The sequence below is a fragment of the Limnospira sp. PMC 289.06 genome, assembly GCF_032350395.1.
GTDB lineage: Bacteria > Cyanobacteriota > Cyanobacteriia > Cyanobacteriales > Microcoleaceae > Limnospira > Limnospira platensis.
The window spans coordinates 1-25291 of sequence record NZ_JARPLC010000077.1; the positions used below are offsets into that span (position 1 = coordinate 1).

General features: G+C 43.5%; 22 protein-coding genes and 1 tRNA gene. 15 read left to right on the forward strand and 8 right to left on the reverse strand.

All coding sequences use genetic code 11. The annotated features are described in order from the left end of the window. Positions 1-44: 44 nt before the first annotated feature. Entirely contained in the window at positions 45-167 is a 123-nt protein-coding gene (locus P5674_RS15605; RefSeq protein WP_286131457.1) for a hypothetical protein, read from the reverse strand. An 85-nt stretch (positions 168-252) separates the two neighbouring features. On the opposite strand from P5674_RS15605, the gene P5674_RS15610 reads away from it, so the two are divergent. Further along, positions 253-1863, forward strand: coding sequence for an MBL fold metallo-hydrolase (locus P5674_RS15610; RefSeq protein ID WP_006617665.1), 1611 nt, complete (start codon positions 253-255; stop codon positions 1861-1863). A gap of 9 nt (positions 1864-1872) precedes the next feature. Here the strand turns inward: P5674_RS15610 and P5674_RS15615 are convergent, their stop codons facing one another. After that, entirely contained in the window at positions 1873-2184 is a 312-nt protein-coding gene (locus tag P5674_RS15615; protein WP_006617664.1) for a DUF6679 family protein, read from the reverse strand. Between the two features lie 248 nt (positions 2185-2432). On the opposite strand from P5674_RS15615, the gene P5674_RS15620 reads away from it, so the two are divergent. The 4 genes from P5674_RS15620 (at position 2433) to fba (ending at position 6794) form a co-directional block, all read left to right on the forward strand. Beyond that, positions 2433-4442 carry a CapA family protein gene (locus P5674_RS15620; protein WP_006617663.1) on the forward strand — a complete coding sequence of 670 codons (2010 nt, stop codon included), beginning with the start codon at positions 2433-2435 and terminating at the stop codon, positions 4440-4442. A gap of 101 nt (positions 4443-4543) precedes the next feature. Then, positions 4544-5434, forward strand: a complete 891-nt coding sequence (locus P5674_RS15625) for an aldose epimerase family protein (protein WP_006617662.1) — start codon at positions 4544-4546, stop codon at positions 5432-5434. 71 nt (positions 5435-5505) lie between these two features. Next, positions 5506-5577, forward strand: a tRNA-Lys gene (locus tag P5674_RS15630). A gap of 137 nt (positions 5578-5714) precedes the next feature. Beyond that, positions 5715-6794: a class II fructose-bisphosphate aldolase gene (gene fba / locus P5674_RS15635; RefSeq protein WP_006617661.1), complete on the forward strand. Its 1080-nt coding sequence runs from the start codon at positions 5715-5717 to the stop codon at positions 6792-6794. Positions 6795-6869: 75 nt separating this feature from the next. Here fba and P5674_RS15640 read toward each other — a convergent pair whose 3' ends face one another. Next, the gene (locus P5674_RS15640; RefSeq protein ID WP_006617660.1) at positions 6870-7520 is read right to left on the reverse strand and encodes a DUF1176 domain-containing protein; all 651 of its coding nucleotides are present in this window, start codon (positions 7518-7520) and stop codon (positions 6870-6872) included. A gap of 160 nt (positions 7521-7680) precedes the next feature. Here P5674_RS15640 and P5674_RS15645 point away from each other — a divergent pair, with 160 nt between their 5' ends. The 3 genes from P5674_RS15645 to P5674_RS15655 all read left to right on the forward strand — a co-directional run bounded on the left by P5674_RS15645 (position 7681) and on the right by P5674_RS15655 (position 12083). After that, positions 7681-8751 (forward strand): class I SAM-dependent methyltransferase, encoded by a 1071-nt coding sequence (locus tag P5674_RS15645; protein ID WP_014276490.1) that lies wholly within the window; start codon positions 7681-7683, stop codon positions 8749-8751. A gap of 34 nt (positions 8752-8785) precedes the next feature. Beyond that, positions 8786-10978 carry a transglycosylase SLT domain-containing protein gene (locus P5674_RS15650; protein WP_006617658.1) on the forward strand — a complete coding sequence of 731 codons (2193 nt, stop codon included), beginning with the start codon at positions 8786-8788 and terminating at the stop codon, positions 10976-10978. Positions 10979-11114: 136 nt separating this feature from the next. Continuing rightward, positions 11115-12083 (forward strand): hypothetical protein, encoded by a 969-nt coding sequence (locus P5674_RS15655; RefSeq protein ID WP_014276489.1) that lies wholly within the window; start codon positions 11115-11117, stop codon positions 12081-12083. 2 nt (positions 12084-12085) lie between these two features. Here P5674_RS15655 and pcrA read toward each other — a convergent pair whose 3' ends face one another. From pcrA to P5674_RS15675, 4 genes are all read right to left on the reverse strand, one after another. Further along, positions 12086-14425, reverse strand: a complete 2340-nt coding sequence (gene pcrA, locus P5674_RS15660) for a DNA helicase PcrA (protein ID WP_006616951.1) — start codon at positions 14423-14425, stop codon at positions 12086-12088. Positions 14426-14498: 73 nt separating this feature from the next. Further along, positions 14499-15002, reverse strand: coding sequence for a hypothetical protein (locus P5674_RS15665; RefSeq protein ID WP_006616950.1), 504 nt, complete (start codon positions 15000-15002; stop codon positions 14499-14501). A gap of 889 nt (positions 15003-15891) precedes the next feature. After that, positions 15892-16125 carry a hypothetical protein gene (locus P5674_RS15670; RefSeq protein WP_006616949.1) on the reverse strand — a complete coding sequence of 78 codons (234 nt, stop codon included), beginning with the start codon at positions 16123-16125 and terminating at the stop codon, positions 15892-15894. Between the two features lie 93 nt (positions 16126-16218). Continuing rightward, positions 16219-17550, reverse strand: a complete 1332-nt coding sequence (locus P5674_RS15675) for a peptidylprolyl isomerase (RefSeq protein ID WP_006616948.1) — start codon at positions 17548-17550, stop codon at positions 16219-16221. Between the two features lie 196 nt (positions 17551-17746). Between P5674_RS15675 and P5674_RS15680 the strand changes: the two genes are divergently transcribed. Further along, on the forward strand, positions 17747-18292 hold the full coding sequence (locus P5674_RS15680; protein ID WP_006616947.1) for a peroxiredoxin: 546 nt from the start codon (positions 17747-17749) through the stop codon (positions 18290-18292). A gap of 51 nt (positions 18293-18343) precedes the next feature. On the opposite strand, the gene P5674_RS15685 is transcribed toward P5674_RS15680, so the two are convergent. Next, complete coding sequence (locus P5674_RS15685) at positions 18344-19180, reverse strand: Uma2 family endonuclease (RefSeq protein ID WP_315670085.1); 837 nt, start codon at positions 19178-19180, stop codon at positions 18344-18346. Positions 19181-19668: 488 nt separating this feature from the next. Here P5674_RS15685 and P5674_RS15690 point away from each other — a divergent pair, with 488 nt between their 5' ends. The 6 genes from P5674_RS15690 to P5674_RS15715 all read left to right on the forward strand — a co-directional run. After that, positions 19669-20223: a hypothetical protein gene (locus tag P5674_RS15690; protein WP_006616750.1), complete on the forward strand. Its 555-nt coding sequence runs from the start codon at positions 19669-19671 to the stop codon at positions 20221-20223. A 60-nt stretch (positions 20224-20283) separates the two neighbouring features. Further along, on the forward strand, positions 20284-23673 hold the full coding sequence (locus P5674_RS15695) for an FtsK/SpoIIIE domain-containing protein (protein ID WP_006616749.1): 3390 nt from the start codon (positions 20284-20286) through the stop codon (positions 23671-23673). Positions 23674-23688: 15 nt separating this feature from the next. Continuing rightward, positions 23689-23964, forward strand: a complete 276-nt coding sequence (locus tag P5674_RS15700; RefSeq protein ID WP_006616748.1) for a WXG100 family type VII secretion target — start codon at positions 23689-23691, stop codon at positions 23962-23964. Positions 23965-23981: 17 nt separating this feature from the next. Next, on the forward strand, positions 23982-24275 hold the full coding sequence (locus P5674_RS15705) for a hypothetical protein (protein WP_006616747.1): 294 nt from the start codon (positions 23982-23984) through the stop codon (positions 24273-24275). 17 nt (positions 24276-24292) lie between these two features. After that, positions 24293-24862, forward strand: a complete 570-nt coding sequence (locus P5674_RS15710) for a hypothetical protein (protein ID WP_006616746.1) — start codon at positions 24293-24295, stop codon at positions 24860-24862. Between the two features lie 49 nt (positions 24863-24911). Beyond that, a partial coding sequence (locus P5674_RS15715; protein WP_315670086.1) for a hypothetical protein occupies positions 24912-25291 on the forward strand: 380 nt, incomplete at its 3' end.

The following is a 25291-nucleotide window of genomic DNA, read 5'->3' on the forward strand; positions in this document are numbered from 1 at the left end:
ATGGTAGGGGCGGGTTCCGCCGTAGCCTGTTCGGTTCACAGAGGTTAGCTTAGTAAACCCGCCCCAGAACCCACCCGACAACCCACCCGACAACCCGCCCGATAATGCGCCCGATAATGCGCCCGATAATGCGATCGCCTTCCCAGGCCACAATCAAAAATCGACATAGCAGGTTGTCACAATTTAAGATTAAAATGTGAGATACTTCTTAACATTGTCTTAGCACCCATCCGACAATTATCTCAAATCACCGTGATTGATCTCGAGTGTTTTCCCTATAGTGTTGGACACGAAGATGATGGGGTGTGTTTGTTGTTACGCATGGGACCCCATCACGTTTTGCTTGATTGTGGTTTGCGCGATATTTCGCCGCTGCTAAAATCTTCCGAAGGATGTGTAGCTGACTTGGTGATTTGCTCCCATGCTCATGCCGATCATGTTAGGGGTTTGTTGGCACTACATGAAAGCTGTCCAGACTTACCAATTTATGCCAGTGATGTTACTAGCCAATTGTTACCCCTCAACTGGCCAGAGCAATTGTCATCAGGGCAAATTCCGCAATTTTGCCAACCCCTACCGCTGCGAACAGAAGTCCGACTGAAGGAAGGACTAAGCATCACCCTATTTCCGGCCGGCCACCTGCCGGGTGCGACTTGTATGCTGCTGAAATATAATGCACCCCATCGCACCTATAAGCTATTTTATACGGGGGATTTTTTCCTATCAAATTCTCGATTAGTGGAGGGTCTACCCCTAGGGGAACTGCGGGGACTCAGGCCGGATGTGCTAATTTTAGAAGGGAGCTATGGAACTGCACGCTATCCCCACCGCCGTCAACTAGAAAACCAACTAGCGGAAAGGATTTATCGAGCGATCGCCTCTGGTTATTCTGTAATAATTCCCACCCCAGCATTAGGGTTAGGCCAGGAATTATTAATGCTACTGCGTTCCCACCACTACTTCACAGGTAGGGATATTGACATTTGGGTTGATGGTCAAGTACAAACTGGGTGCGATATATATTTAGAGCTGCTACCGCACTTCCCAGCTAATATACAGAACTTTGCCCAGCATCAGCCACTATTTTGGGATGAGCGAATTAAGCCTCGTGTGCGTCGCCTCTCCCCAGAATTGTTGCCAGAACTGGAGCAATGCCCCTCTATTGTGATTGTAGATGACGGGACGGATATTGAACAGTATTTGCGCTATCGTCCTCGGTTGTGGACGTTATTTTTATCAGAAACTCCCGGACACACCAGAGAAATATCGGCCTTGGTAAATTCTGGGGAAATTTTGTTAGAAAGCTATTTTCTGGCGGAACATTGCGACGGCCCAGGAACTACCCAACTGATTCATAACCTGCGACCCCAGCACGTGATTTTTGTGCATGGTTCCCCCATTTATCTAGCGGATTTAACCAATTTAGACGAACTGCGGAACCGCTACCAATTGCATTACCCAGCAGCAGGCGCACAGGTTCAATTACCGATTGGGGAGACTTTTATACAACCGACCCTCCCAGAAACCCATTATCAGGGGGAGTTAACGGAGTCGGCTACGGAGTTAAATATTACCCTACCCAATACTTTGTCTGTTGATCCACGGTGGTCTACCTTTGCAGATACGGGAATTGTGGAGGCTAGATGGCAGGGGGAAGAGTTAGTTTTGCGGGGAATTTCCCAGCGAGAATTTCTCAGCAGTCAGAGCGATCGCACTATGCCATCAGACTTAGACTGTTGTGGGAATTGCCAATATTACCGAAGCGGGCGTTGTTGGAACCCAGTTTCGGCTTTATATGGCTTTAAAGTCACCCCAGAGGGTTACTGTCCCGTGTTTGAGCCTTTAGCTCACCGAGACGAGTAACATCAGGGATTATTCGCGATCGGAGTCGGTGGAAGGGTTACGCAGTTGCTCGGCTTCTGGACATTCATCAGATACCTGTAGCTCGAAATAGCCACGGGGAACTGATGCCAACTTTTGACTAATAGATCCGATACTCTCGAGGCGCACGATTTCTTCCCAAGAAGACACTTCGTCATCTTCTTCTGTTTCGTAGCGCAGCGTGACCAAATCTCCCTCGATATCAAGAATATGGGCTCTTTCGATCCACCTTTGTTGGTCCCGCAAAAAGATGCAGACTTCGCGGCCATCACAACAAAGTTGATAGATCTTGCGATGTAGCATTTTTAACTTAATCCTGAGAAGTTCGCTGGCTAGGTCAAGTCGCCCTATGAAGGCGTTGGTCTGATTTGGATGATTGTAAGTCACCCATGGGGGCTTATTGTAGCTGATATCTGACTGAATCGCATCTGTTAATTTTATTAATAGCGCGTCATTGCTTATTATTATACAGTGTGATCACAAATTTCGGTATCACTCCGATCCAGGCGGAGGCAGGAAGTTATTAATATAGCCGGAAAGATATCTCAACTATGGTTTACGCACAAAGTCTATCCCAACCCACAGTATTTGACCTCGCGCGATCGGGTGATTTCAGGGCGATCGGCTATCTGATTAATAGCTACCTAGCACCCCAGGGGATACAGGCGCGAGTTATCCCCGATCGCAAAGGGTGTTTACAGGTGCTGGTAGAGTTTCAACAAGAACCGATCGCCGAGAGAATTGTTAAATATATTTGTCATGTCCTTTGGAAGCTGAACTCTCCCCAGGTGCTGGGGGTGAGAATTGCCGGTCGCTTCATGGGTCAACCAGATATCCTGTGGAACCAGTCGGTTCGCATTGTCACACCCGCCGCCCGTCAACGTTCCCAGAGACGAAAGGGGAGCAGGAGCAGCCTGGACTTTAAAACCCTGCGGACTTTGCTGCTCATGACCTCAGTAACGGCTACTTTAGTTCTGGGATGTTGGGTTAGTTACTATGAGGTAATTGGTCGGGATGCTCGAGCCATGACTTCTTCCCGTGGAGGCGGGTGGCGACAGTCGAATCAGGTGGTTATGACATCTCCCCCGGTGACTAGACCTAATCAGGTGCGGGCGGCTTTGGAAACTGTCCCGGTGATTCAACATGAGGCTGTGTTAAATCCAGAGGACCCAACCGTAACATTAATGTTTGGGGGAGATGTTAACCTGGCAGGTTCCTTTGCTCAGAAAGTTGGTGACAATTATAGCTGGGCTTTTTCAGAACTACAGGAATATCGGGATGCGGATCTAGCAATGGTGAATTTAGAAAATCCTTTGACTAGAGCGACCCTGGCTCGACCTAATCGACAATTTAATTTTAAAGCTGATCCAGAAGCGGTTAAGGTATTAACAGAAGGTGGCATCGATCTGGTCAATTTAGCCAATAACCATATCATGGATTACGAAGAAGCGGGACTGGTGGAAACTCTGGAAACCTTGCAGCAAGCCGGTATTCATGCGATCGGAGCGGGACGAGATATCATGGAAGCGCGACGACCGAAAATTATCGAGGTAAGAGGACAGCGGATCGCTTATTTCGGCTATTATGATGCTGATTTTAATGCAGCCGGGGAAAATCGGGCGGGAACTAACTCTCGTGATCATGAACGGATCGCGGCAGATATTCAGGCTGTGCGTGATCAGGTAGACTGGGTGATTGTTAATTATCACTGGGGAGTTGAACTTTCTGATTATCCGGGAGATTGGCAAATTGATTTGGGTCGCTATACCATTGACCAGGGAGCAGATGTGGTGATTGGACATCATCCCCAGGTTCTTCAGGGTGCAGAGATATATAAGGGTAGACCAATTGTTTATTCCCTGGGAAATTTCATTTTTGGTGGTAACAGTCGCAGTGATTACGATACAGCTATTTTAAGGGTTTCACTAAAGCAAAATCGGAAAATGAAAGTGGAGTTTTTGCCGGTTGAGGTGCGAGGATATCAGGCTCGTGTAATGCAAGGGGAAAGCGCTAAGGCGACTTTGCGCCATATTGAGCGGATTTCCCGGATTTTTGAGCAGCCGATGCCCTACCAGGTGATCCTGAAGGCTCGTTCTACTGAGCCAGCCTTGAGTGATGCTATAACTACTCCTGAAGTACATCAGGAAAGTTTGTCGCCTGGGTTGTCGGAGAATGAAGGGTCAACTACTATGTTAGATGATGCTCCTAGTGAATCCTCAGTTACTGCTGATGAGCCGACAACTACATGGGAGGAAACTTCTGGTCCGTCTGAGCAGTTGCGGCCTTTTATCAAAACTCCTTTTATTACGGAACCTTTTATTTCTCCCCCTCAACCTGAAGCTAGAACTTCAGAAGGCAGTTACAATAATTCTAAGTCGGAAATTTCCTTTGATGTATCAACAGGGTCTCACCACAAACCTAAAGATGATCAGTCTATGACTAACAACAATAGGGTTTCTGCTGAAGGTTCTGTGAACGCTCATGGTGGTGAGGCTATTCGTCTTCCTGAAATAGGGTGTCAGAGGTGTATTGGTCAGGATGTCAAACTTTCAACAATGTAAGCGTGCGTCACCAATTATCATTTGTTCTGTTTCATGCAAATTATCACCGCGTGACGGCACCCTACAAACTCCACTAAATTCCTAAGGAAGAATAAATTACTGTGTTTGCGATCGCACTTAACCAAAAACAATATAAGACCTATACCCTATGTGACCACAAGGCTGAGTCTATTCTGGAGGTAGTACCGGAAAGGGGTGGGTTAATTACTCGCTGGTCAGTTAAAGGTGAAGAACTGCTATATATGGATGAGGAAAGGTTTGCTGACCCCAGTTTGACAGTCCGGGGTGGTATTCCGATTCTGTTCCCCATCTGTGGGAATTTACCCGATAATAGTTATACCTACCAAAACCGGGAATATGGGCTCAAACAACATGGCTTTGCTCGTGATTTACCCTGGACGGTGCGAAAACAGGACCAAACTAACGCCGCCTCAATTACGGTAGGGTTGACTAGCAATGATGAAACGCGATCGCTATATCCCTTTGACTTTGAATTAGAGTTTACCTATACCCTCAAGGGAAACGGGCTAGAGATTTTTCAGCGTTACACTAATCTATCCGGGTTAGTGAACAGTATGCCCCCTGAGTCCATGCCTTTTTCAACCGGTTTACATCCTTATTTATGGGTCCCAGATAAAAGTCAACTGCGTTTTCACATTCCAGCCATGCAGTATTGGGACCAACCGACTGAGAGTCTCCAGGATTTTCGAGGTTACTTTGATCCTAATGTCGAGGAAATCGATGGCATTTTTGGGCCTTTGACCGGGTTAGGAGCGACCATGACTGATTTAAGTCGCAATTTAAGATTATGTCTGAACTACAGTGCAGCTTATTCCCGTGTAGTCTTTTGGACAGTGAGGGGCAAGGATTATGTTTGTCTGGAACCTTGGAGTGCGCCCAGAAACGCTATGAATACCGGACAACTGCTAACTCACCTAAAGCCTGGAACCAGTTTTGAGATGGTAGTTTACCTTATGGCAACTTTTTTATAAAAAATGTTTGACAACCAAAATTAGCTATGCTACTATAGAAAACTGTGTGAGATTAGAGAAATAACTCACTAGGGTCGCTAACTCAATGGTAGAGTACTCGGCTTTTAACCGATTAGTTCCGGGTTCGAGTCCCGGGCGACCCATTTTCACTTTGTTTTTAGTGATAAATGTGCAATTAGTGAACATAACTTGATACAATTAGCCATAAATCGTAAAATTGTTTTAAGATTGTTTTAATCAAAACCATCTTAGAGATTAAGAAGACTTAGGAGGAGACTTTATGGCGATAGTACCGATGCGGTTGCTGCTGGATCATGCTGCTGAGAATGATTATGGCATCCCAGCCTACAACGTTAACAACATGGAGCAGATCCAATCGATCATGCAAGCTGCCCATGAAACCAACAGCCCTGTGATCCTGCAAGCATCTCGTGGTGCTCGCTCTTATGCTGGTGAAAACTTCCTGCGCCACCTGATCCTGGCGGCGGTGGAAACCTATCCTCATATCCCTGTGGCTATGCACCAGGATCATGGAAATTCCCCCGCCACTTGCTACTCTGCAATGCGTCATGGCTTTACCAGTGTAATGATGGATGGGTCTCTGGAAGCCGATGCCAAGACCCCCTCTGATTTCGAGTACAATGTGCGGGTAACTGCTGAGGTGGTTAATGTAGCTCACTCGATTGGTGTGAGTGTAGAAGGGGAACTGGGTTGCTTGGGTTCTCTGGAAACTGGTATGGGTGATAAGGAAGATGGTCACGGCGCGGAAGGTGTCCTGACTCGCGACCAGTTGCTGACCGACCCAGATCAAGCGGTTGAATTTGTAGAACGTACTCAGGTTGATGCTTTGGCTGTGGCCATTGGAACTAGCCACGGTGCTTATAAGTTCTCCCGTAAACCGACTGGGGAAATTTTGGCGATCAGCCGCATTGAAGAAATCCACAGCCGTTTACCAAATACCCACTTGGTGATGCACGGTTCTTCTTCTGTTCCCGAAGATCTGATTGCTTTGATCAACCAGTATGGTGGTCAAATTCCTGAAACTTACGGCGTTCCGGTTGAAGAAATCCAGAAAGGTATCAAGAGTGGTGTTCGGAAAGTGAACATTGATACTGACAACCGTTTGGCGATTACTGCTGCTATTCGTGAAGCTGCGGCTAAAGATCCTTCTAACTTTGACCCCCGCCACTTCATGAAGCCTTCTATCAAGTATATGCAGAAGGTTTGCGCCGATCGCTATCAACAGTTCGGAACTGCTGGTAATGCTGACAAGATTAAAGTTCAAACTCTCGACGAGTTCGCTGCTAAATATGCTAGTGGTGCTTTGAGTGCAACTTCTAAAAAAGCTGTAGCTGTGTAGTTAAAAGTTTCTGTTGACTCAGAGGTTGGTTTTTAACTAATTAATTGAACCCGGTTTTACGCCGGGTTTTATTTTTTAAGGGTAAATTTGTGGATAATTTTCTGGGTCTACAAAATTACCATCACAATCAGACTTTTCTCGATATTCGATCGCCTTAAAATCGACTTGATCCCATTGATATTTAGCAAAAGATCCACAATCTCCTATACCGCGATATTTGGTAAAGACAGTTAAAACACCCTGAACAGGCTCATAATCAACTAAACCGACGACCTCATCCATCTGAGTTTCTACCCTTTGACCACTAGAGTTAATTTCAAACTTAGGTAATTTAACGCGCCCAACATTAACGCCCTGATTAGTTTCTCGATCAACAAAGAAATTATAATTATTTTGATAAGCTGCCTGAAAGCAGAGTAATTGTACCAAATAGCCCTGAGTTCCCAAAGGATAAGCAAAGGAACCGACTTGAAAGGGGAAAGAACTACCACCGGGACAAATATTTAATTGCTGAGAATTGCTGTAAAAATACTGCATGATGGGCTCAGGAACCCTAAAAAAAGGATCACCTTGATCAAGTTCTTCGTCACTGGGTTGGGGAGTAACTTGATCAGGTTGAGGGGAGGGAGTCTGAGATAATAGATCAGTTCTGGCGCGGGCGGAGAGAATGCTGCCATAGTGGAAGAATAAGCAGGCGATCGCCAGAGATAGGGCTAATTTTCGCATATTTTTGATATAGAGGTGAGTAGGTACTCTGGGTATACATCAACAGGAGGCACAAACCAGAGAATTTTGAATGTGATAGCCGGAACTAGCCAAATTATGGGCAGATTTTTGTTAAATTAGCAGAAATGCACTTACTCTGTATATTGAGGATACTTTACTGGTGGTAGCAAACAAGCCGATATCCTTCAGCGATCGCCAAAATATGGACAACGACATTTTATCAAACGCCATTTTATTAAAGGTAAAGCGACTCACAGCGGCCAGCGGTCAAATGAGTTTACCCTGTATCCCGTCCATGATAGACGAATACATGGACCAGTTTGATCGAATTTTAAAATCCCTAGGACAGCAATTCACCCAGGAAGAAATGACAGCCCTGCGGGAATTGGTAGCGCGGAAACTAGCAGAAGGCTACAATCAATCACCCCATTCTCGGATAATTTTTAAATACGAACCGCCAGACCCCACCCAAGGGCTGACCAGCGGCTTAAAATTAAGCGTATTGACAGAAATTCTATCAGTGGAACAGAAGTATCAACGGTGGCTAACCAGTCGCCAGGGACCGTTATTTGGCTCTCATGCTGACGCTAAACTGATGGATGTGGTAAAAGAGTTTAACCCGCCCTCTAGCGCCCCCATTCTTGACGTAGGGGCTGGGGTAGGTCGCAATACTTTAGCTTTAGCGAGGCGGGGACATCCTGTAGATGCGGTAGAATTAACTCCAGAATTTGCCCAAATTATCGCTAAGGAAGCCCAGGAAAACCAATTGCGGGTGCGGGTTATCCAAAGTAATATTTTGAATCCATCTCTACAATTACCGCAGAAAAGCTATCAATTGGTGTTGGTGTCGGAGGTGATTTCCCATTTTCGGAATAACCAGGACGTGCGAATCCTGTTAGGGAGAATGTGTAATGCTATTAAACCGGGGGGGCTGTTGTTGTTTAATACATTTTTAACAGATCCAGGTTATGAACCTGATAACCGGGCGCGGGAACTTTCCCAGGTGCAATGGTCTTATTTAATCACGCGATCGGAGTTCAATTCGATCATGGCCGGTTTACCATTAGAGATATTATCCGATGAGTCGGTGTATGAGTATGAGCGATCGCACCTCCCCTCCGAATCCTGGCCCCCAACGGGTTGGTTTGAAAATTGGAGTCAGGGTAGAGATGTCTTTCCGATAAATAACCCTCCCATATCATTGCGATGGATACTCTGTCGGGTGAATTAAGTTTTAAGTAAAACAACTTACCGATTCAGGAATTATGTTAAAGGGAAAAGTTACCCAAGTTTCGCTGTATGTTGTGGCTGCTGTGGCAGCATTGTTCGTGGGAATATTTTTCCCGATGATGCAATTACAAAGAATGTGGTCTTCTCGGACAGGGGAAATGCCGGAAGTTTCCCAGCCTTCAGAAACTGTGATGAGTTTAGCGGTGTTGTCTCCAGAGTCGCGCCGCCTGGAATTAACAGAAATTGCCACCAGTAGAACTACCTCAGAAAATCGCGATCGCGCTAGATTCTTACTGGCGGCGGATTTATTAGAAGCCGGACAGCCAGAAGAAGCCTTAGAACAATTAGATAGATTAGAGAGGAGTTATCGTGTCTTAGCGGGTCATATCCTGAAAATGCGGGCTTTGGCTTATCAACAGCTTGGGGATACGGCTAAAGCCTCACTATCATGGAAGGCTTTGGTAGATGGCCACCCAGAAGATCCGGTAGTGGTAATGGGTTTATATGCTTTAGGGGAAACTAATCGGGAATATTGGGATAGGGCGATCGCCGAATTTCCCGCCCACCCACAGACCGTAGAAATTGCCAGAACCCTACTGAGAGAGAATCCCGATCAATTCCCATTATTGCTATTAATTGCCCAACATGGTATTCATTTACCCGAATATGGCACTTATTTAGCCAAGTTAACCCAGAATTATCAACAACAACTTACCCCAGAGGATTGGGAAAATATTGGCTTTGGCTATTGGGAGAAGATGGATTATGCTCGAGGGGCGATCGCCTATTCCAAAGCCCCCAAAACCCCCAGAAATATGTATCGACACGCCAGGGGGTTATGGTTAGGTGGCAAAATTCCCGAATCTCGTCGGGCTTATCAAGAGTTAATTGCCGCATTCCCCACCCAAACAGATCCTGGGGGCGAAGACGCTGGCTTAGGAAGAATTAGACTAGCGCGGTTAGTCGAGCCCAGAGAAGCCCTACCCCTGCTTAATCAAGTAGTAGAGAATTTCCCTAATCACGCCGCCGAAGCCGTATTAGACCGCGCCAATGTCCTCGATAAACTCGGATCTACTGAAACAGCCTCTCAGAGTCGTCAGTTATTGCTGAGTCAATATAGTGATTCCGAAGCAGCCGCGCAATTGCGTTGGACTCTCGCCCAACAGGGTGCAACGGCGGGAAGACTTGATATTGCTTCAGAATGGGCGCGACAGTTAGTTAACAAAAACCCCGATAGTGAGTTAGCGCCACAAGCTACCTTTATGTTGGGAAGGTGGGCGAGACAGCAGGGGAATTCCAAAGATGCTACCAAAGCCTTTGAATATCTGTTAGCCAGATATCCCGAATCTTATTATGCTTGGCGCGCCGCCGTGTTTTTGGGTTGGCCAGTGGGAGATTTTACCACTGTGCGCCCCCTGTCTCCCCATGTAGAACACTTGGAACAGTTACCTATTCCCTTAGCCGGTTCCGAGGCCGTAAGAGAATTATATCGCTTAGGGCGCGGTCAGGATGCCTGGAGTTTGTGGCAGGTAGAATTTAGTAATTATCGTCAGCAGCCTTCTGTCGCCCAACAATATACTGATGGTTTAATGCGAATTGCCGTAGGTGACAACTTAGATGGACTGTGGATGATTTCCAGCCTTAGCCGTCGGAATGACCCCGAAGAACATCAGGAATATCTGGCTTTGAAGCAAAAACCTGGTTATTGGGAGTCTTTATATCCTTTTCCTTTCCTAGAAACTATTGTGAGTTGGTCAAATAAACGCCAACTAAATCCAGTCTTGGTTACCGCCCTAATTCGCCAGGAGTCGCGGTTTATGCCTTCAATTAAGTCAGTGGTAGGGGCGACTGGATTAATGCAGGTCATGCCCGAAACCGGGGCGGAAGTAGCCCAGAAAATTCAACTGACTAACTATTCTTTAGAAGATGTTGAAGATAATGTTAATTTGGGGACTTATTACTTTGATTTTACCCACCGAGAATATAACAATAATTCACTGTTAGCTGTGGCGAGTTATAATGCCGGTCCGGGGGCTGTAGCTAATTGGGTAAGGCGGTTTGGTTTTAATGATCCTGATGAGTTTATTGATAAAATTCCCTATCCTGAAACCTATGGTTATGTGAAATCTGTGTTTGGAAATTACTGGAATTATCTGAGGATTTATAACCCAGAAATTTCTCAAAAGTTGGCTGAACATATCCGCACCTTTAATGACAGATTTGACTAAAGTTATGGTTAGCTGACTGTTAATCGGCGAGAGGGGAGAGTCCAGAATTAATAAGAAAAATATATTTTGGTTCTCTCTTCCTGGCAATATGGTGTATGATTCCGTTATTCCTAGCTCAATGTTGTGAGGAGCCAGTATGACCATTTTTAAACAGTCGGTTGCTCTTGCTTGTTTTGCGATCGTAGCTTTTAGCGGTAGTCAAGTTGTGGCAGCGGGGACTCTTAAAGACTTTCAGGAATCGGAGGAAACACCGCTTCACAAGAATTTCTTGAGTTTAGCCCAAGACTTGGAATCTCAACTAGAAGTTCCTGAAACTATTGCGGAAGTAGTTAATACTAACCCAGAAGTTGAAACTATTGCGGAAGTATTTAATACTAACCCAGAAGTTGAAACTATTGCGGAAGTAGTTAATACTAACCCAGAAGTTGAAACTATTGCGGAAGTAGTTAATACTAATAGCCAAGAAACTCCTCAGTATCTATCAGAAATAAACGAAAATAGCCCTTCTACCGATGCAATTGATTTAAATGTGGTATCCATACAACCACAATGGCGCATTGCTGAAGAGATAGCCTTGGGGGATGATACCTTGGGGGATGATATCATAGCTCAATCGTGGCAGGATAATCCCCGTCGCGCGGCGGACCGGAATAACCGCCGCTTGAGTAACCACTTCAACTATTTTGCGGTTGGGGGTAATATTGGCATTACGGGGAATGCTTCTGGTTTAGGAAAGGGAGGGGGCGGCACTTTAGGTAAAACGGGATATTCTGAGAATCTATCGTTGCATACTGGTGGCGTGCTTATTGGTGAGGGTGCTAGTGTCACGGCTTTGACCTATAGCTTCCCTATGCGGGTAGATACAGGGGGTATAGTTGCCTCTCCGTTTATAGGTGCTGGCATCATTTATGCGGACCTATTCAATAGCGATTTTAGCTTCGGTCCCCTGTTTATGACGGGTGTTGACGTACCGATTTCCTACAGTTTCATCTTGACGGGTCGCTTTAATGTAGGCTACATCAGAGAGACTACGGAAGTAGGGGTGATGCTAGGGGTGGGTTATGTGTATACCCGCAGTATATGGAATATTCTGGGCATATTCTAGGCTTAATCTAGGGACTCTAAAGGGACTACACTAGGATTGATAATTTTGGGGCTCGAACCCTGAAATTTAACGGCTATAGATAGCTTACCTTTGTGATCTCCGAAAATGTGGGTGATTTTACCAACACCAAAACTGCGGTGTAAAACGCGATCGCCCACATTCCACTGTTGGGGACTTTTTTTGATAGTCCCCTTGGTGGCTTTATTCTTGGTGGTGTTTTTGGCGGCTTGGTGGCGGATCAAAGGTTTATATCCCCGCACTAGGTCTGGTGGTAATTCGGCTAGAAACATCGAAGGAACACAAGGTTCGCGATACCCCCACAAACGCCTTTCGCTGGTGTGGGTAATAAATAACTGTTCCTGGGCGCGGGTGATGCCTACATAGCAAAGTCGCCGTTCTTCTTCTAAACTGAGAGGGTCGTTAATGCTGCGGAAGTTGGGAAAGAGTCCCTGTTCTAAACCGACTAAGAAGACAATGGGAAATTCTAAGCCCTTAGCTGAGTGTAGGGTCATCAGAGAAACGGCTTCCTGTCCTTCCTGAAGATTATCTAAATCTGAGGATAGGGACGCACGAGCTAAAAAAGCCTGTAAACTGGTGTCTTCCTCTTCTTCCTGAAATTGGGAAACGGCGTTACAGAGTTCCCGCAGGTTATCTAGGCGGTTATCTGCTTCATCAGTGCCTTGTTGTTTGAGGTCTTGGAAGTAGCCAGAGTCTTCGAGAATGCCATCTAAAATGTCTAGGGCTGTGGTAGTTTCTAAGCGATCGCGCCAAGATTGAATCATTTGGGCGAAGCGATTAACGGATTTAGCCGCGCGTCCGGTAATGGTATTAACGGAGTCTTGATCACTAATAATTTCCCAGAGGGGAACCCCTAACTGTTGGGCGGCATTATTTAAGCCGTCTATGGTAGTGCGACCAATACCGCGCCGAGGTACATTAATGACCCTTTGCAAACTGACGGTATCAGCGGGGTTCGCAATGACGCGAAGATAAGATATGGCATCTTTAATTTCTCGGCGATCGTAGAACTTTAGCCCGCCGACAATGTTATAATGTACATCTTCACGCCGTAATACATCCTCAAAGGGTCGAGATTGGGCGTTGGTGCGATAGAGAATGGCAAAACTACCGAAGCCGATTTCGGGGTTTTGGTTGATAATGGTTCTGATCTGATCGACTACAAAATGAGCTTCTGCCATTTCGTCATCGGCTTTATGACAGCAGACGGGAACACCAGGCGATCGCGTAGGGCGCAGAATTTTGTCAATGCGGGTGGTGTTATTTTGAATGAGATGGTTGGCTACTTCTAGGATGTTTTCTCGCGATCGGTAGTTTTCTTCTAGTTTAATTAAGGTGCGGCTGTCATCGTCGGCTAAACCATCGCCAAAATCTTGTTGAAATTCCAGCATAATCCGATAGTCTGCCATACGGAAGGAATAAATAGACTGATCTACATCCCCGACCACAAAAATAGACCGATTCTGCCAATTGTGAAAAGATGGCGGCGGTTCTCCATTAGTTGTTAACAGCCTAATCAGGTCATACTGGGTGCGGTTAGTGTCTTGGTATTCGTCCACGAGAATATGGCAAAATTTTTGATGCCAGTAGGCTAAAACTTGTTCGTTTTGGCTAAATAAAGCTACGGGGACGAGAATGAGGTCGTCAAAGTCTAGGGCGTTATTGGCGGCGAGGGCATCTTGATATAGACTATAGACTTCTGCAATGACTCGCCCCTGATAGTCGGGGTTCTCCTGTAGGTATTGTTGGGGAGACAATCCCAGGTTTTTGGCGTTACTGATTTTATAGCGAGTTTTGCGGGGGTCAAATTTTTTGTCGTCTAGGTTGAGGGTTTTGGTGACGATTTGCTTAACTAGGGCTAGTACGTCTGACTCGTCAAAAATTGAGAAGTTAGGTTTCCACTGACGGCCTTTTTCGTCTTGGTATTTGTTGATATCATACCGGAGAATGCGGGCACAGAGGCTATGAAAGGTTCCCATCCATAGGTGTTTGGTTAGTTTCCGGTAAATTTGCGATCGCAGTTGGGTTTGGATGGCGGGTTCTAAGGCTGATAGGGGTTTCTGGTATTTTTTTTGGGCTTGCTGTTGGGCAAAAATTGACTCGATCCGGTCTTTGATTTCTCTAGCGGCTTTGTTGGTGAAGGTGACGGCTAGGATGTTTTCGGGGTTGACTTTATGATTGTCGATCAGGTTGGCTACGCGATAGGTGAGGGCGCGAGTTTTACCGGAACCTGCGCCAGCGACTACTAACATTGGACCGCAGAAGTGTTCAACGGCTTGACGTTGGGATGGGTTTAGGGAAGTTAGGAAGTCTACAGATTCCATAGTGGCTGCGATCGCTTAACCGTTAAGAAAAAGGGTAATGTGCTTTGTGTAAAATTACCATGGATTTGGGACTTCAGACAAGTTTATTGAGAATTGTCCAAACATCCCCATCAGAGCGGACGTAGGGGACGGAAATATTACTAAATCCGGTGATAAATGGCTTATAGTACACCTGCCAGTATAGGGGGGTAATTTCATCGGCGATCGCTTTGAGGGCTTTGGCTTCGGTTTGGAGTTCCCTGGATAGTTGGTTTATGCGATCGGCGTGTAGTTTGGCTTGCTGTCGGCTTTCTTCTAGTTGTTCTTCTGTGGGTCTGCTGCGCCTGAATTGTTCTAATTCCTGTTGTTTATGGCGAAGGTGGATTTTGAGGGCGGCGATCGCATCTTCTATACCTTTGCTCTCCGCTGACTGGTGGGCGGTTTCTCGCGCATGGTTACGGTAGGCTGTGGCGATCGCTTCTGGAGAGTTATTTTCTGGGGTGATTTGCGGATTTTGAATCTGGATCTGGGTTTTTTCCCGTTGTAGGGCTAAAATCTGCTTCCTAATTGCTTCGATTTCCTGGTCCAGCGGGTGCATGATTGATTCGGCTTAGGATTAATGGTGCTATTGTAACATTATCTTTACATTTTCCGGCTAAATTTAGCCCGTAACTTATAGACAAACAACTCATTATACCAGATTATCTATAAATACTATGGTTTCTGTAAAAGGCTCAACTGTATTAAGTAAAATCTTTTCAAACCCTTACACCATAGAGGATACAGGACAATAGGGTGAGGAAAAGAGAGGATAATTTTTACTAAATTTAATATAATTTGATTTGGTTACTCATGAAATTGTTAAGTTTAGTTTAATATGCTTGCACTTATATTTAATAGTGCTAAAGTAGTAATTGAAGTCAAACAGGCTTCTTTGACAGATACCAAAAGCGATGTTCAATCTGTCGGTTTTATATCTCGAGGGAGGACTAGAACGAATAAAAACTTGTTCATCGCCAATGTAGTGAGAATCAGGAGGTAAAACACTGTTTCATTTCGAGTCTGTCATGTTTGAGAGCAGCCCCTCTTTAGGGTTCTGATATTTCCTCTACTGTTTCGATGGGAGCTATGCACTTAACTTTTGTAGTTTTCGATGTAACTCCAGCCAAACCATATTTATTCGAGGAAATCACTCGGTAGACCAGGAGGTATTCTAAGCTGTTCACTCTAAACTCTGTTTCGTCAAAACGCGGTAGTAGCGCCCACAGAATTTCCTTATATTTCCTCAGATAGCGACGATGGGAGCAATGCAACTGGCTCAGGTTTCAGTTCACCTCCAGATAGTCTAAATCAACGAGAGGATGTCCCTGGGGAGTAGGTTAGGGCGCTATTGCTGTTGTCGCATTTTTTTTTGAGTCCGAAAGAATGAAAAATTGGGTTTAATACCCAGCCCCTTGTGGGTGTAGTGCTTCACTGAGTATTTATTGCTATCTAAGACCTAATTGTTTTTTCACCAAAAAGTTACCAATAATTAAGGTTAACAGAATTAGACTAAGTTTAACAGGCCAGGGAATCATCACAAAAAACCACATTGATGATATGGTGGCGATGACGGCGGCGAGAAGACGGGGAAGTTCATCAAACCAGTGTCCATGATGACTGAGGCTGACCCAAACAGAAATACAGGCGATCGCCAGAGGAATTAAAGATAGTGTTGACATAGTTTTAACCGGTCAGGAAGGGAAGTTAATAGTATTTGGTAGTCTAGGGAACTAGACTTGCAGGATAAAAATACAGTTCCCTAGGGGAAGAAATTAGCCGATAGTCAGGGCCAAATCTTGGGGTGAGAGGGTAAACAGTCCCTGTCTAACTAGATCAGGTTGTGCATTTTGAACGACTCCGAAAATACCTCCTTCTGGGAGCAGAATATGAGTATCATTACCCACTGAATTAAGGATTAATATTGATGGGTCAATATCGCCGACTACCGCAATGCGATCGCCTTCAGCGAGGTTAAAATCGAGAATCAGATCAGCCTGATCAATAGTAGCATCAGCATGGGTTAAAACAAAAGTATCTGCACCCTGACCACCAACGAGGGTATCAGCACCCAGATCACCAATGAGAATATCATTTCCCGCATCTCCAGACAAGTAATCATCACCCTGTCCACCGCGAATAAAGTCATCACCAGCGCCGCCATAGATAGTGTCATTACCGCGATTTCCGTTGATGATATCATTACCATCATTACCAAAGAGCAGGTCATCACCTTGACCACCCCAAATCAAGTCATCACCAGCGCCGCCATAGATGGTATCATTACCCTGATTACCATTAATTACATCAGCAATTTCTGACCCGATCACTAAATCATTACCACCCCCGGCGAAAACTCCTTTAGGGTTTTGTTGGCTAATTTCGGGGGTAATTTCGATCACATTATCAGCATCCAAATCCCTAGGAAAGGCATAAGATAAGGGTAAGCTGGCGCGGTTAAGAGTGTTAATGAAACCATTTAAAAGTGGTACATCAGTGATTAGATTAGAGGTGCGAGTTGGTAAAATACCAGCAAATACTTCCGCGTCTTGAATGCGATCGCCTTGTTGAATTTGGTCAATCACATCAAACCCTTGCATCACCATACCAAAAACGGCATAATCGCCATCCAAGCCGGGAGAGTCAACTAAGTTAAAGTAAAATTGAGAAGAGGCTGAGTCAGGGTCATTACCTGACCGCGCCATAGCGATCGACCCCTGGACATTTCTTAATAAGGGAGGAACTGTAATTCCGGCTTGTTGAAAAGTTTGGCTGTAGATAGGTTCGGTGGCACCTTCTGGTATAATTTCCAGGGGCACATTACGGACTTGTCCTGTCGCTGGGTCGATAAATCCACCAGTTCCTAATAAGTTAGGGGGAAAACCTGGAATAACGCTGTTAGGGTCGCCTCCCTGTACGACAAAGGGGTTAGGTTCACGGACTACGCGATGGAAGGATACACCATCATAAACGCCAAGTTCAACTAATTCTACGAAGTTTCCGGCGGTGATGGGTGCATTATCGCCATCAACTTGGATAACAATTGGTGATCCATTAACCACCATAGCTACTAATGCTTGACCACTTAAAGGTTGAATGTTTGTCATGTTTGAAATGCTATTTTTCCGTTAATGATGTTAGCTTGTTTGGGATCAGATGGAGACCAATTTGAGAGTTTTTGGGTAATTTAGGGGAGTATATGGGGCGATCGCATTTCCTTGACTCCAAATATAGATTTAGGGTTCCGCCAGTCCGGTGGCGGAGATATGTAAAGATATGTAAAGAAATTTCGATCTGTGTATTATGTTGCGCCGAACCTTGATCAGTCTAATTGTAGGAATAGCGATCGCCCTATTTAACCTAAACCTAGCGAGTCCGGTCTTAGCCTTGGGTGGTCAACTGCCGCCGCTAAATGAACCCGCGCCAGAATTTACGCTTCCCACAAATACCGGAGACGGGGAGGTGTCTCTATCAGACTACCGAGGTCAGTGGGTAGTAGTCTATTTTTATCCCAAAGATTTTACGCCAGGATGTACCTTAGAAGCCCGTCGCTTTCAGGAAGACTTGCCGAAATATATGGCTAGAAATACCCAAATTTTAGGGATTAGTGCTGATGATGTGGACTCCCACGCCGAGTTTTGCGACTCTGAGGGGTTAAAATTTCCGCTGTTAGCTGATGTTGATGGAAGTGTCAGCAAGGCTTATGGTTCATGGTTAAATTTCTTTTCGATGCGACATTCATTTATTATTGATCCTGATGGTATTCTCCGAGAAACCTTTGTGGGTGTGATTCCGGCCATTCACAGTCAGGAAGTCCTAGCCCGTTTGGATGAAATGATCAACTCCTGAGAGTTCCAATAGGGAGGATTTGGGAGAGCGATCGCCTCTATTTACAGTTATTTAAAGTTCCTCCGGGTTAATTCCTTGGGCGCGTAATAACTCCGCTAGTCTTTCCGCCCGTTGGCGTTCAGCTTCGACTCGTTGGCGTTCCTGCTGTAACTCTAGTTCGGCTTGTTCAGCCCGCTGACGTTGATTTTCCGCCCGCTGACGTTCAATTCTAGCCCGTTCATCCCCCGTTAATAGCAAATTACCCTGATTATCCCACCAACGCAGCCAAGGCAATTCTACGTTGCTATACTGTCCCCGCCAAATCCCTAATTCTACACCCATGGAGTGAATGGGATAGTGACCTCTTTCATTCGCCGCCACTAACTCATAGTGATTTTCCACTAGGTGATAGACTTCTACACTGGCTTTTTGGACTTCATAGATAGCATAGAAAGCCGGACGGATAACTTGTTCATATACCCAAAATTTACCGGGTTTTTGACGTTCTCCAGAAATTTTAGATAAGGGAGTGAGATCGCGTTCTTCGGAACCATCACCGGACACAAATTCTATGGCAATTAAAGGGGGGATATATTCCTGCCATAATACATAGGAACGTCTGAATTTTCCGTCGAGGCTGGGGGGAACGTTGGGAACATAAAACCAGTCTGGACATTCCGCCCCGCGTTCTGGGGGTTCTGTCAGCCGCCAATAGATACCACAATCTTGACCTATAGCATATTGCTGGTCTGGGTGTATACTATCTAGTTTTGATTGAATGGAATCAGTCAATAAGATACTTTGGGGATGCTCCTGAAAGTTTTTCACAAAAGTACCGTCGGAGTCGGGGAGTTGGGTATGATCGGGAAGTGAGGTAATTCCCAGTTCTGAGGATTGGGCGATGGTCATAGTTAATCGTTTCTCATCGCAGAGTGTGAAAAACAGTATAGCATTTTGATAGGACGTTAGAGAGCGATCTCCCTCTATTTTTGACCCTTCCGCACTTCCTTTTAAACCACCAACGGTAGACTATCCAAGCCTTACCTAGTTGAATCGCTCCACTGCTGACACCCCATTACCCCATTGCCCCTCAATTCCGCTTGGGAAACATCTTGTCATCTACCATTAGAAGCAACCATCCTAAATTTTTACATTTCTTAATCAAACTCCCGTCTTTTTCCGTCCTTTTCCGTCCTTTTCCGACTTGCCAATAGCTCTGATTTTGAGCAAAATTAAAACCAGAGTTGATCATCCACTATTTTAAGTAAATTGCCAAAGCTGTTCCGAGGAAACAGTCAACCACATCAATCGGAAAAGGATCTACACCCGGAAAATTTATGGTATACGAAGATACATTTAATGCTTGATTGACCAAATTACTCTGTTCAGGCAAAACAATGGAGCAAAACTACCCAGAAAATTTAGACCTAAATCTGCTTCAAGACTATTACCAAGCTCTTCATGCCATCAATACTCAACATTTAAAGCTGCTAGATGCTAAACGAGAATTGAGTTGGCATAATTCTCGCAAAAAAGAAGCTTATAAATTGGCTCAACAATTGGGCATCAACGACATTTCATCATTGCCCACAACTGACTGTAACTACGTTTCTGGAGAAAAGACAGATCGCGATCGCATCAATAAAGCCTTAAATGATATCAATATCACTTTAGAAAAAATCAAAAATATCAATAACATGAAAAAGGGTGAAATAGAAAACATAAAAAATCAAAAAAAATATCAATTAGAATCTTTAAAAAATCAAAATATTCAGGTTGGCGAGAAATTAGATGAAATTGAAAAGAAAATAGAAAACCTGAAAAATCAAAAAATGTTGCGCCTTGTTTCAACTGTTATTGTTGCAGTTGTTGTCACAATCGTCTGGCAAGATTTGGCAACGACTTTCTGGGTAACACTAATATATTTTCTTATAATTTTGTCTGTTGAATGAGTAAATTCCACTTGATTATGTTTTTAAGATTTTAATTTTCTAGTCAAATAGGGAGGAAATATGGCAAGTTTTTTAGAAAATTTAAATAAGCTAATCCAAGAAAAACAAGAAAAAAATCTAAAAAAAGCTGATTTGCAAAATCAAATTATTCAAGAAGAAAAACAATTTTCTCAGAAAATAGAGGCGAATGAAAGTGAATTAAAACAACAAACAGAAAGTTTAAAAAAGAAAGTATTATCAAATTTATATATAGTCAATGAAGATACTAAGCTTGCTCAAGAAAGAGCGATTTTTGAGGGCAATATTTTTTCTCAAAAATTGCAACAAAAACAAAAAGAAATTAGTCAATTAGTAAATCAAATTGATAACCCCCGCTTATTATCAGCTTCTTGGAATGATCCCCGTTGGACACCTTCAGAGAATAGCGATAGTTATAAACCTCAAAATGGTGGTCTGGCTCCTGGTGTTTTACGAATTGGTGAATTTTTACTGGATCAAGTACAGCCACCCGCTAGAGTTCCGGCATTGATACCAATCCGAGATTTTTCTAATCATTTGCCCAACTTTAAGCCCGGACACATTGCAATTTTTAGCAGTGATGCGGAATCTCGTCAAGCCGCACTTGCGGGTTTAGAGTCTATCGCTTTGCGAGTGGTCAGTACCTTCCCCGTCAGAAAATTAAAAGGAATATTTATTGACCCGGTAAGCATGGGAAATACTTTTCCCTTCAAGAATTTACATCAATTTATTTCAGGTCAGAAAACCTATACTCGCAGTGATGATATTCGAGAACAACTGCGAGGGTTAACCGAACATATTGAGCAAGTTCTACAAAACTATTTAGGTAAAAATTACCAAAGCATAGAAGATTATAATATTGCGGCTCAGTCTGTAGCGGAACCCTATCGTTATTTATTTATTGCTGATTTTCCCACTGGCTTTGACAACAACTCGTGGGAAGATCTGAAAAGCATCCGGTTAAATGGTTCTAGGGCGGGTGTTTATGTGATTTTGCATATTGACGAAACTTTGGAGAAACCGAAAAACTTTGATTACAGAACATTTGAGGATTTTTGTACCGTTATTAGCCCCACACATGGCTTGAGTGTGGGAGCAAAACCCAAGCAGGGCAATGTTTATTCGGGATATGTTACGAGCTTGACCTCTGGGGGTGCTTATGTTGAATTTCTGCCCAATACTCAAGGATTTGTACCAACCCCAAAATTAGTAGATCGAAGAATATACAGACCCGAAGAAGCGGTTTCTGTCGGCCAAAAAGTTGTAGTTAAAGTTCACTCAATCAATAGTCGAGACGAAATTGAACTGACCTGTTTAGATATCAATCCGACTGAAGAAACTGCGGCTCGACAAAAGAATTTTCGTTCATCTCAAAATACCAATCAGTCCTTATTTGAGTTGAAGTTACCTAATGATTTGGTTTTCAAAGTCGCACTAGATGAACCCCCACCTAACGAACAATTTAATCAAATCCTACAACTCATTACAGAAGAAGCGAAAAAAATTAGTGTTGAAACTCTACCCTTTTCCAAACTTTATCCCCAACAAGCATGGTCTGAGGATAGCAGGAAAGAAATCAGAGCGCCTATCGGTTTAATGGGTGCAATGGATAAGTTGGAATTTTGGTTAGGTGAAAATGAAGACAAACAACTGGTCAGTCATGGTTTGTTAGCAGGTAAAACAGGTTCAGGTAAAAGTTATACGCTTCATGCAATTATTGTCAGTTTGGCGCTGAGATATTCTCCCGATGAATTGGAGTTATATTTACTTGATTTTAAAGAGGGAGTCGAGTTTCAAATGTATGTCGATCCAGAAAAGGGAGAAACTTCTCAAAATGCCGAAGAGTTGAACGAAGAAAAAGCCTTACCCCATGCCAAAGTTGTCTCGATTGAAAGCGATCGCGAATTTGGATTAAGTGTTTTAGAGTATGTCAATAAACAAATCGAAGAACGCAGCATCAAGTTTAAATCAGCAGGAAACTTAAACAAATTGCAAGATTACCGGGATAAAACTGGAGAAACAATGCCACGAATTTTAGTGGTCATTGATGAGTTTCAGTATATGTTCCAGGAAAATGATAATATTACCCGCAGTCTCAACCAAGTGATGGATAATATAACCCGACAAGGACGTGCATTTGGGATTCATTTATTAATTGCATCTCAGTCTCCCAATGTACCCAATATGAGTCGAGGTATTTACTCACAAATTGACCTGAGAATGGCACAGCAAATGGATAAAAGTACAGCATCTTCAGTATTAGCGGAAGGAAATACCGATGCTGTAGATTTGCTGGACAAACCAGGTAAGGTGATTTATAACAAAGATTATGGTAAGAAAAATCAAAATGAGATCGGTCAAGTCGCTGATATTTCTGCTCAAGAAAGATCCAATGCCTTAGTCAATATTCAGGAAATTGTCAATCAAAATCATTATCAGCGCTCAGAACCTTTAATTCTCTTTAATGGATCTCGACCGACTAAATTAAGTCATAATCGACAATTAGTTAAATTATCGGATATGACTGAATGGCTCTCCCTGAAAGAATTAAATAAACAAGTTATTAAAGAACCAGATTGGGTAGTTCAAGAAACTCCGGGGATTGCTTGGCTGGGAGAACCGATGAGAATTGGCGATCATACTAAAGCGATTTTCCGTCGTCGTCCCCGCAATAACATGATGATAGTTGGCTCTTCTGAAGAAATTGTCTTGGGAATTATTGGGGGAATATTAATGAGTTTAATTCATTGCTATCAACCCCAAAAAGCACGGTTTATGATTGCTGATTTATCCATTCCTGATGAAGATAATGACTGGACAGAAATGACCATCAATTTCAGGAATGCCTTTAACTCTTACTTCCCCACCCAAATCGCTAAACGTTTTGCCGATCCAGATTGTCAAGTTATTAAAGCTGAAACTTTATTAAACGAGACCTATGAAGAATTTGAAAGACGTTTAAAACAACGAGAAGAAAACCCAGACCAAAATCCCGATGATTTAGGAGATTCCCTATTTTTTGTCTATGCAGTGGGAGGGTTAAACAGATCGCAAAATTTACGTCCTGTTATGGGTCATCGTAGTGAAGAACCTTCCGAAGATGCCGAAAGACTACTCAAGCTAATTTCTCAAGGGTCTGAATTGGGTATCCATACTATTTTCTGGTTAGAAGATATGAAAACATTTCTCAAACTGACCGGGGATAATCGTTCTTGGCTAACCCATTTTGACCTGCGGGTTGCCTTGAATATGCCGGGAGATGATTCTCGATTGCTATTAGGAGAAGTCCATGCTGAAAAGTTACCACGACTCAGAGCTTATTTTCGGGATGATTCGGCGACCGCAGGTTTAGAGAAATTTAAGCCTTATGCTGTCCCCACAAAAGAAGAAATTGGCGAATACTGCCATAATTTTGAACAACGGTTGACGTGATTAGGAGATTGTAGGATGTCAAGAGATTTGGATATTGACGAACAAGAGTTAGCCAAATTTATTGCGGCTTTGTCTGATTTCCAAGATTTAACAACTGATAAATTTAAGGCAGTTGAAGGAGCTTGGAGAAAATGTGATGATTCTTGGAAAGGAGAAAGTAAAGACAAATTTACTAAAGATTTCGACCAAACCAAAGACATGGTACAAAGAGCCTTAGAAGCGGGTGACGATGCCTTGGAATGGCTCAGAAAGTTTGATGATATCTTGAAAGAGTTTGAACAAAATTATTAATAAAAGGAGAAAGGGTTATGGCTCAAACTTCATTTGATGCTCAAGATGCAGAAGATCTACTCAAAGAACTGGAACAGTTTCACGAGGCTATCCGGGATGAATGGTCAAGGGTTTTGAACCAGTGGAGCAATCTTAAATCGGTTTGGCGCGATCAACAATTTGATAAATTTGAACCGATATTTGAGAAATTTATCTCTACTTATAATGATGCGGAAAAAGAAAGCGATCAATACATCAGATTTGTTCGAGAACAAATTGAAATAAATGAGACTAAAAAACAAAAATTGTCTGGACGTTTAGCCGACTTATAAATCAGGAAAAGATAGATATGGTTAAACCAACTTCTTTTAACTTAGAAGATGCTGAGTGCTTGCTCAGGCAGTTAGATCAATTTCGAGGAACGTTACAGCAAGAGTGGGGAAAGGTAGCTACTCAATGGGAAAATATTAAATTGACTTGGCACGATCAACAATTTGATAAATTTGCACCTTTGTTTGAAAAACTGTCATCTACTTATCAAGGTGAAATTGATGGCTGTGAAAAATATATGGGGTTTTTAGTGCAACAAATTAAGACTGCCGAACAAAGAAAGGTGAAGCTAGGTGATGTGGTTAATAAGTTGTATACCGGAGTTGAAATTGCACAAGCAATTGTTGGTTTGGGGTATGCTTCTCCTCCCTCAGAAATTGCCATGTCATCAGCAAAACCTATTTCTTCCATAGAACAACAAGAGGAGGATAAAACCGACTATGATTTTGCCAGAATTGATCGTGTACCCAATATTGAAGATCAATTAGCAGAATCTTTTAAAACTTCTCAAGAAAACGAAAGAAAAAGGAGACAAGAAGAATTAGAAAAAAATCATAATCCCCAAAATTCCCATAGTCAACCTAAATAAATTATTTAAGATATGCTGTCAAACCCAATTCAATAGGAAGCTATTAGATATGAAAGAAAATCAACAAAAAATAGATTGGCAAGATCAGGTAATTATCGGTAGTGTGATTGCTGGTGCTTTTATTATTGCAGCAATATTAATTAAGCCTCAATCTTATATTCCCAGGTCTCACAACAATACTACTAGCTCGTCAGCTTTAAATAGAACAGGGAATACTTCTGCTCCTGAAGACACAATTGTTAGGTATTATCAGTTAGCCCCCAGCAATAGACAAGAAGCTATCAAGTTACTCAGCGACTCTTGGCGACGAAGAGCCGCTCAAAGGGTTAATGATAATTGGTGGGATTCTATCAGAAGAGTTGATGTTTATGCCTTCCAGACTTTTGCTAAAAATAATAGCAAAGCCAAAATTAAAGTGTGGTTGAAATC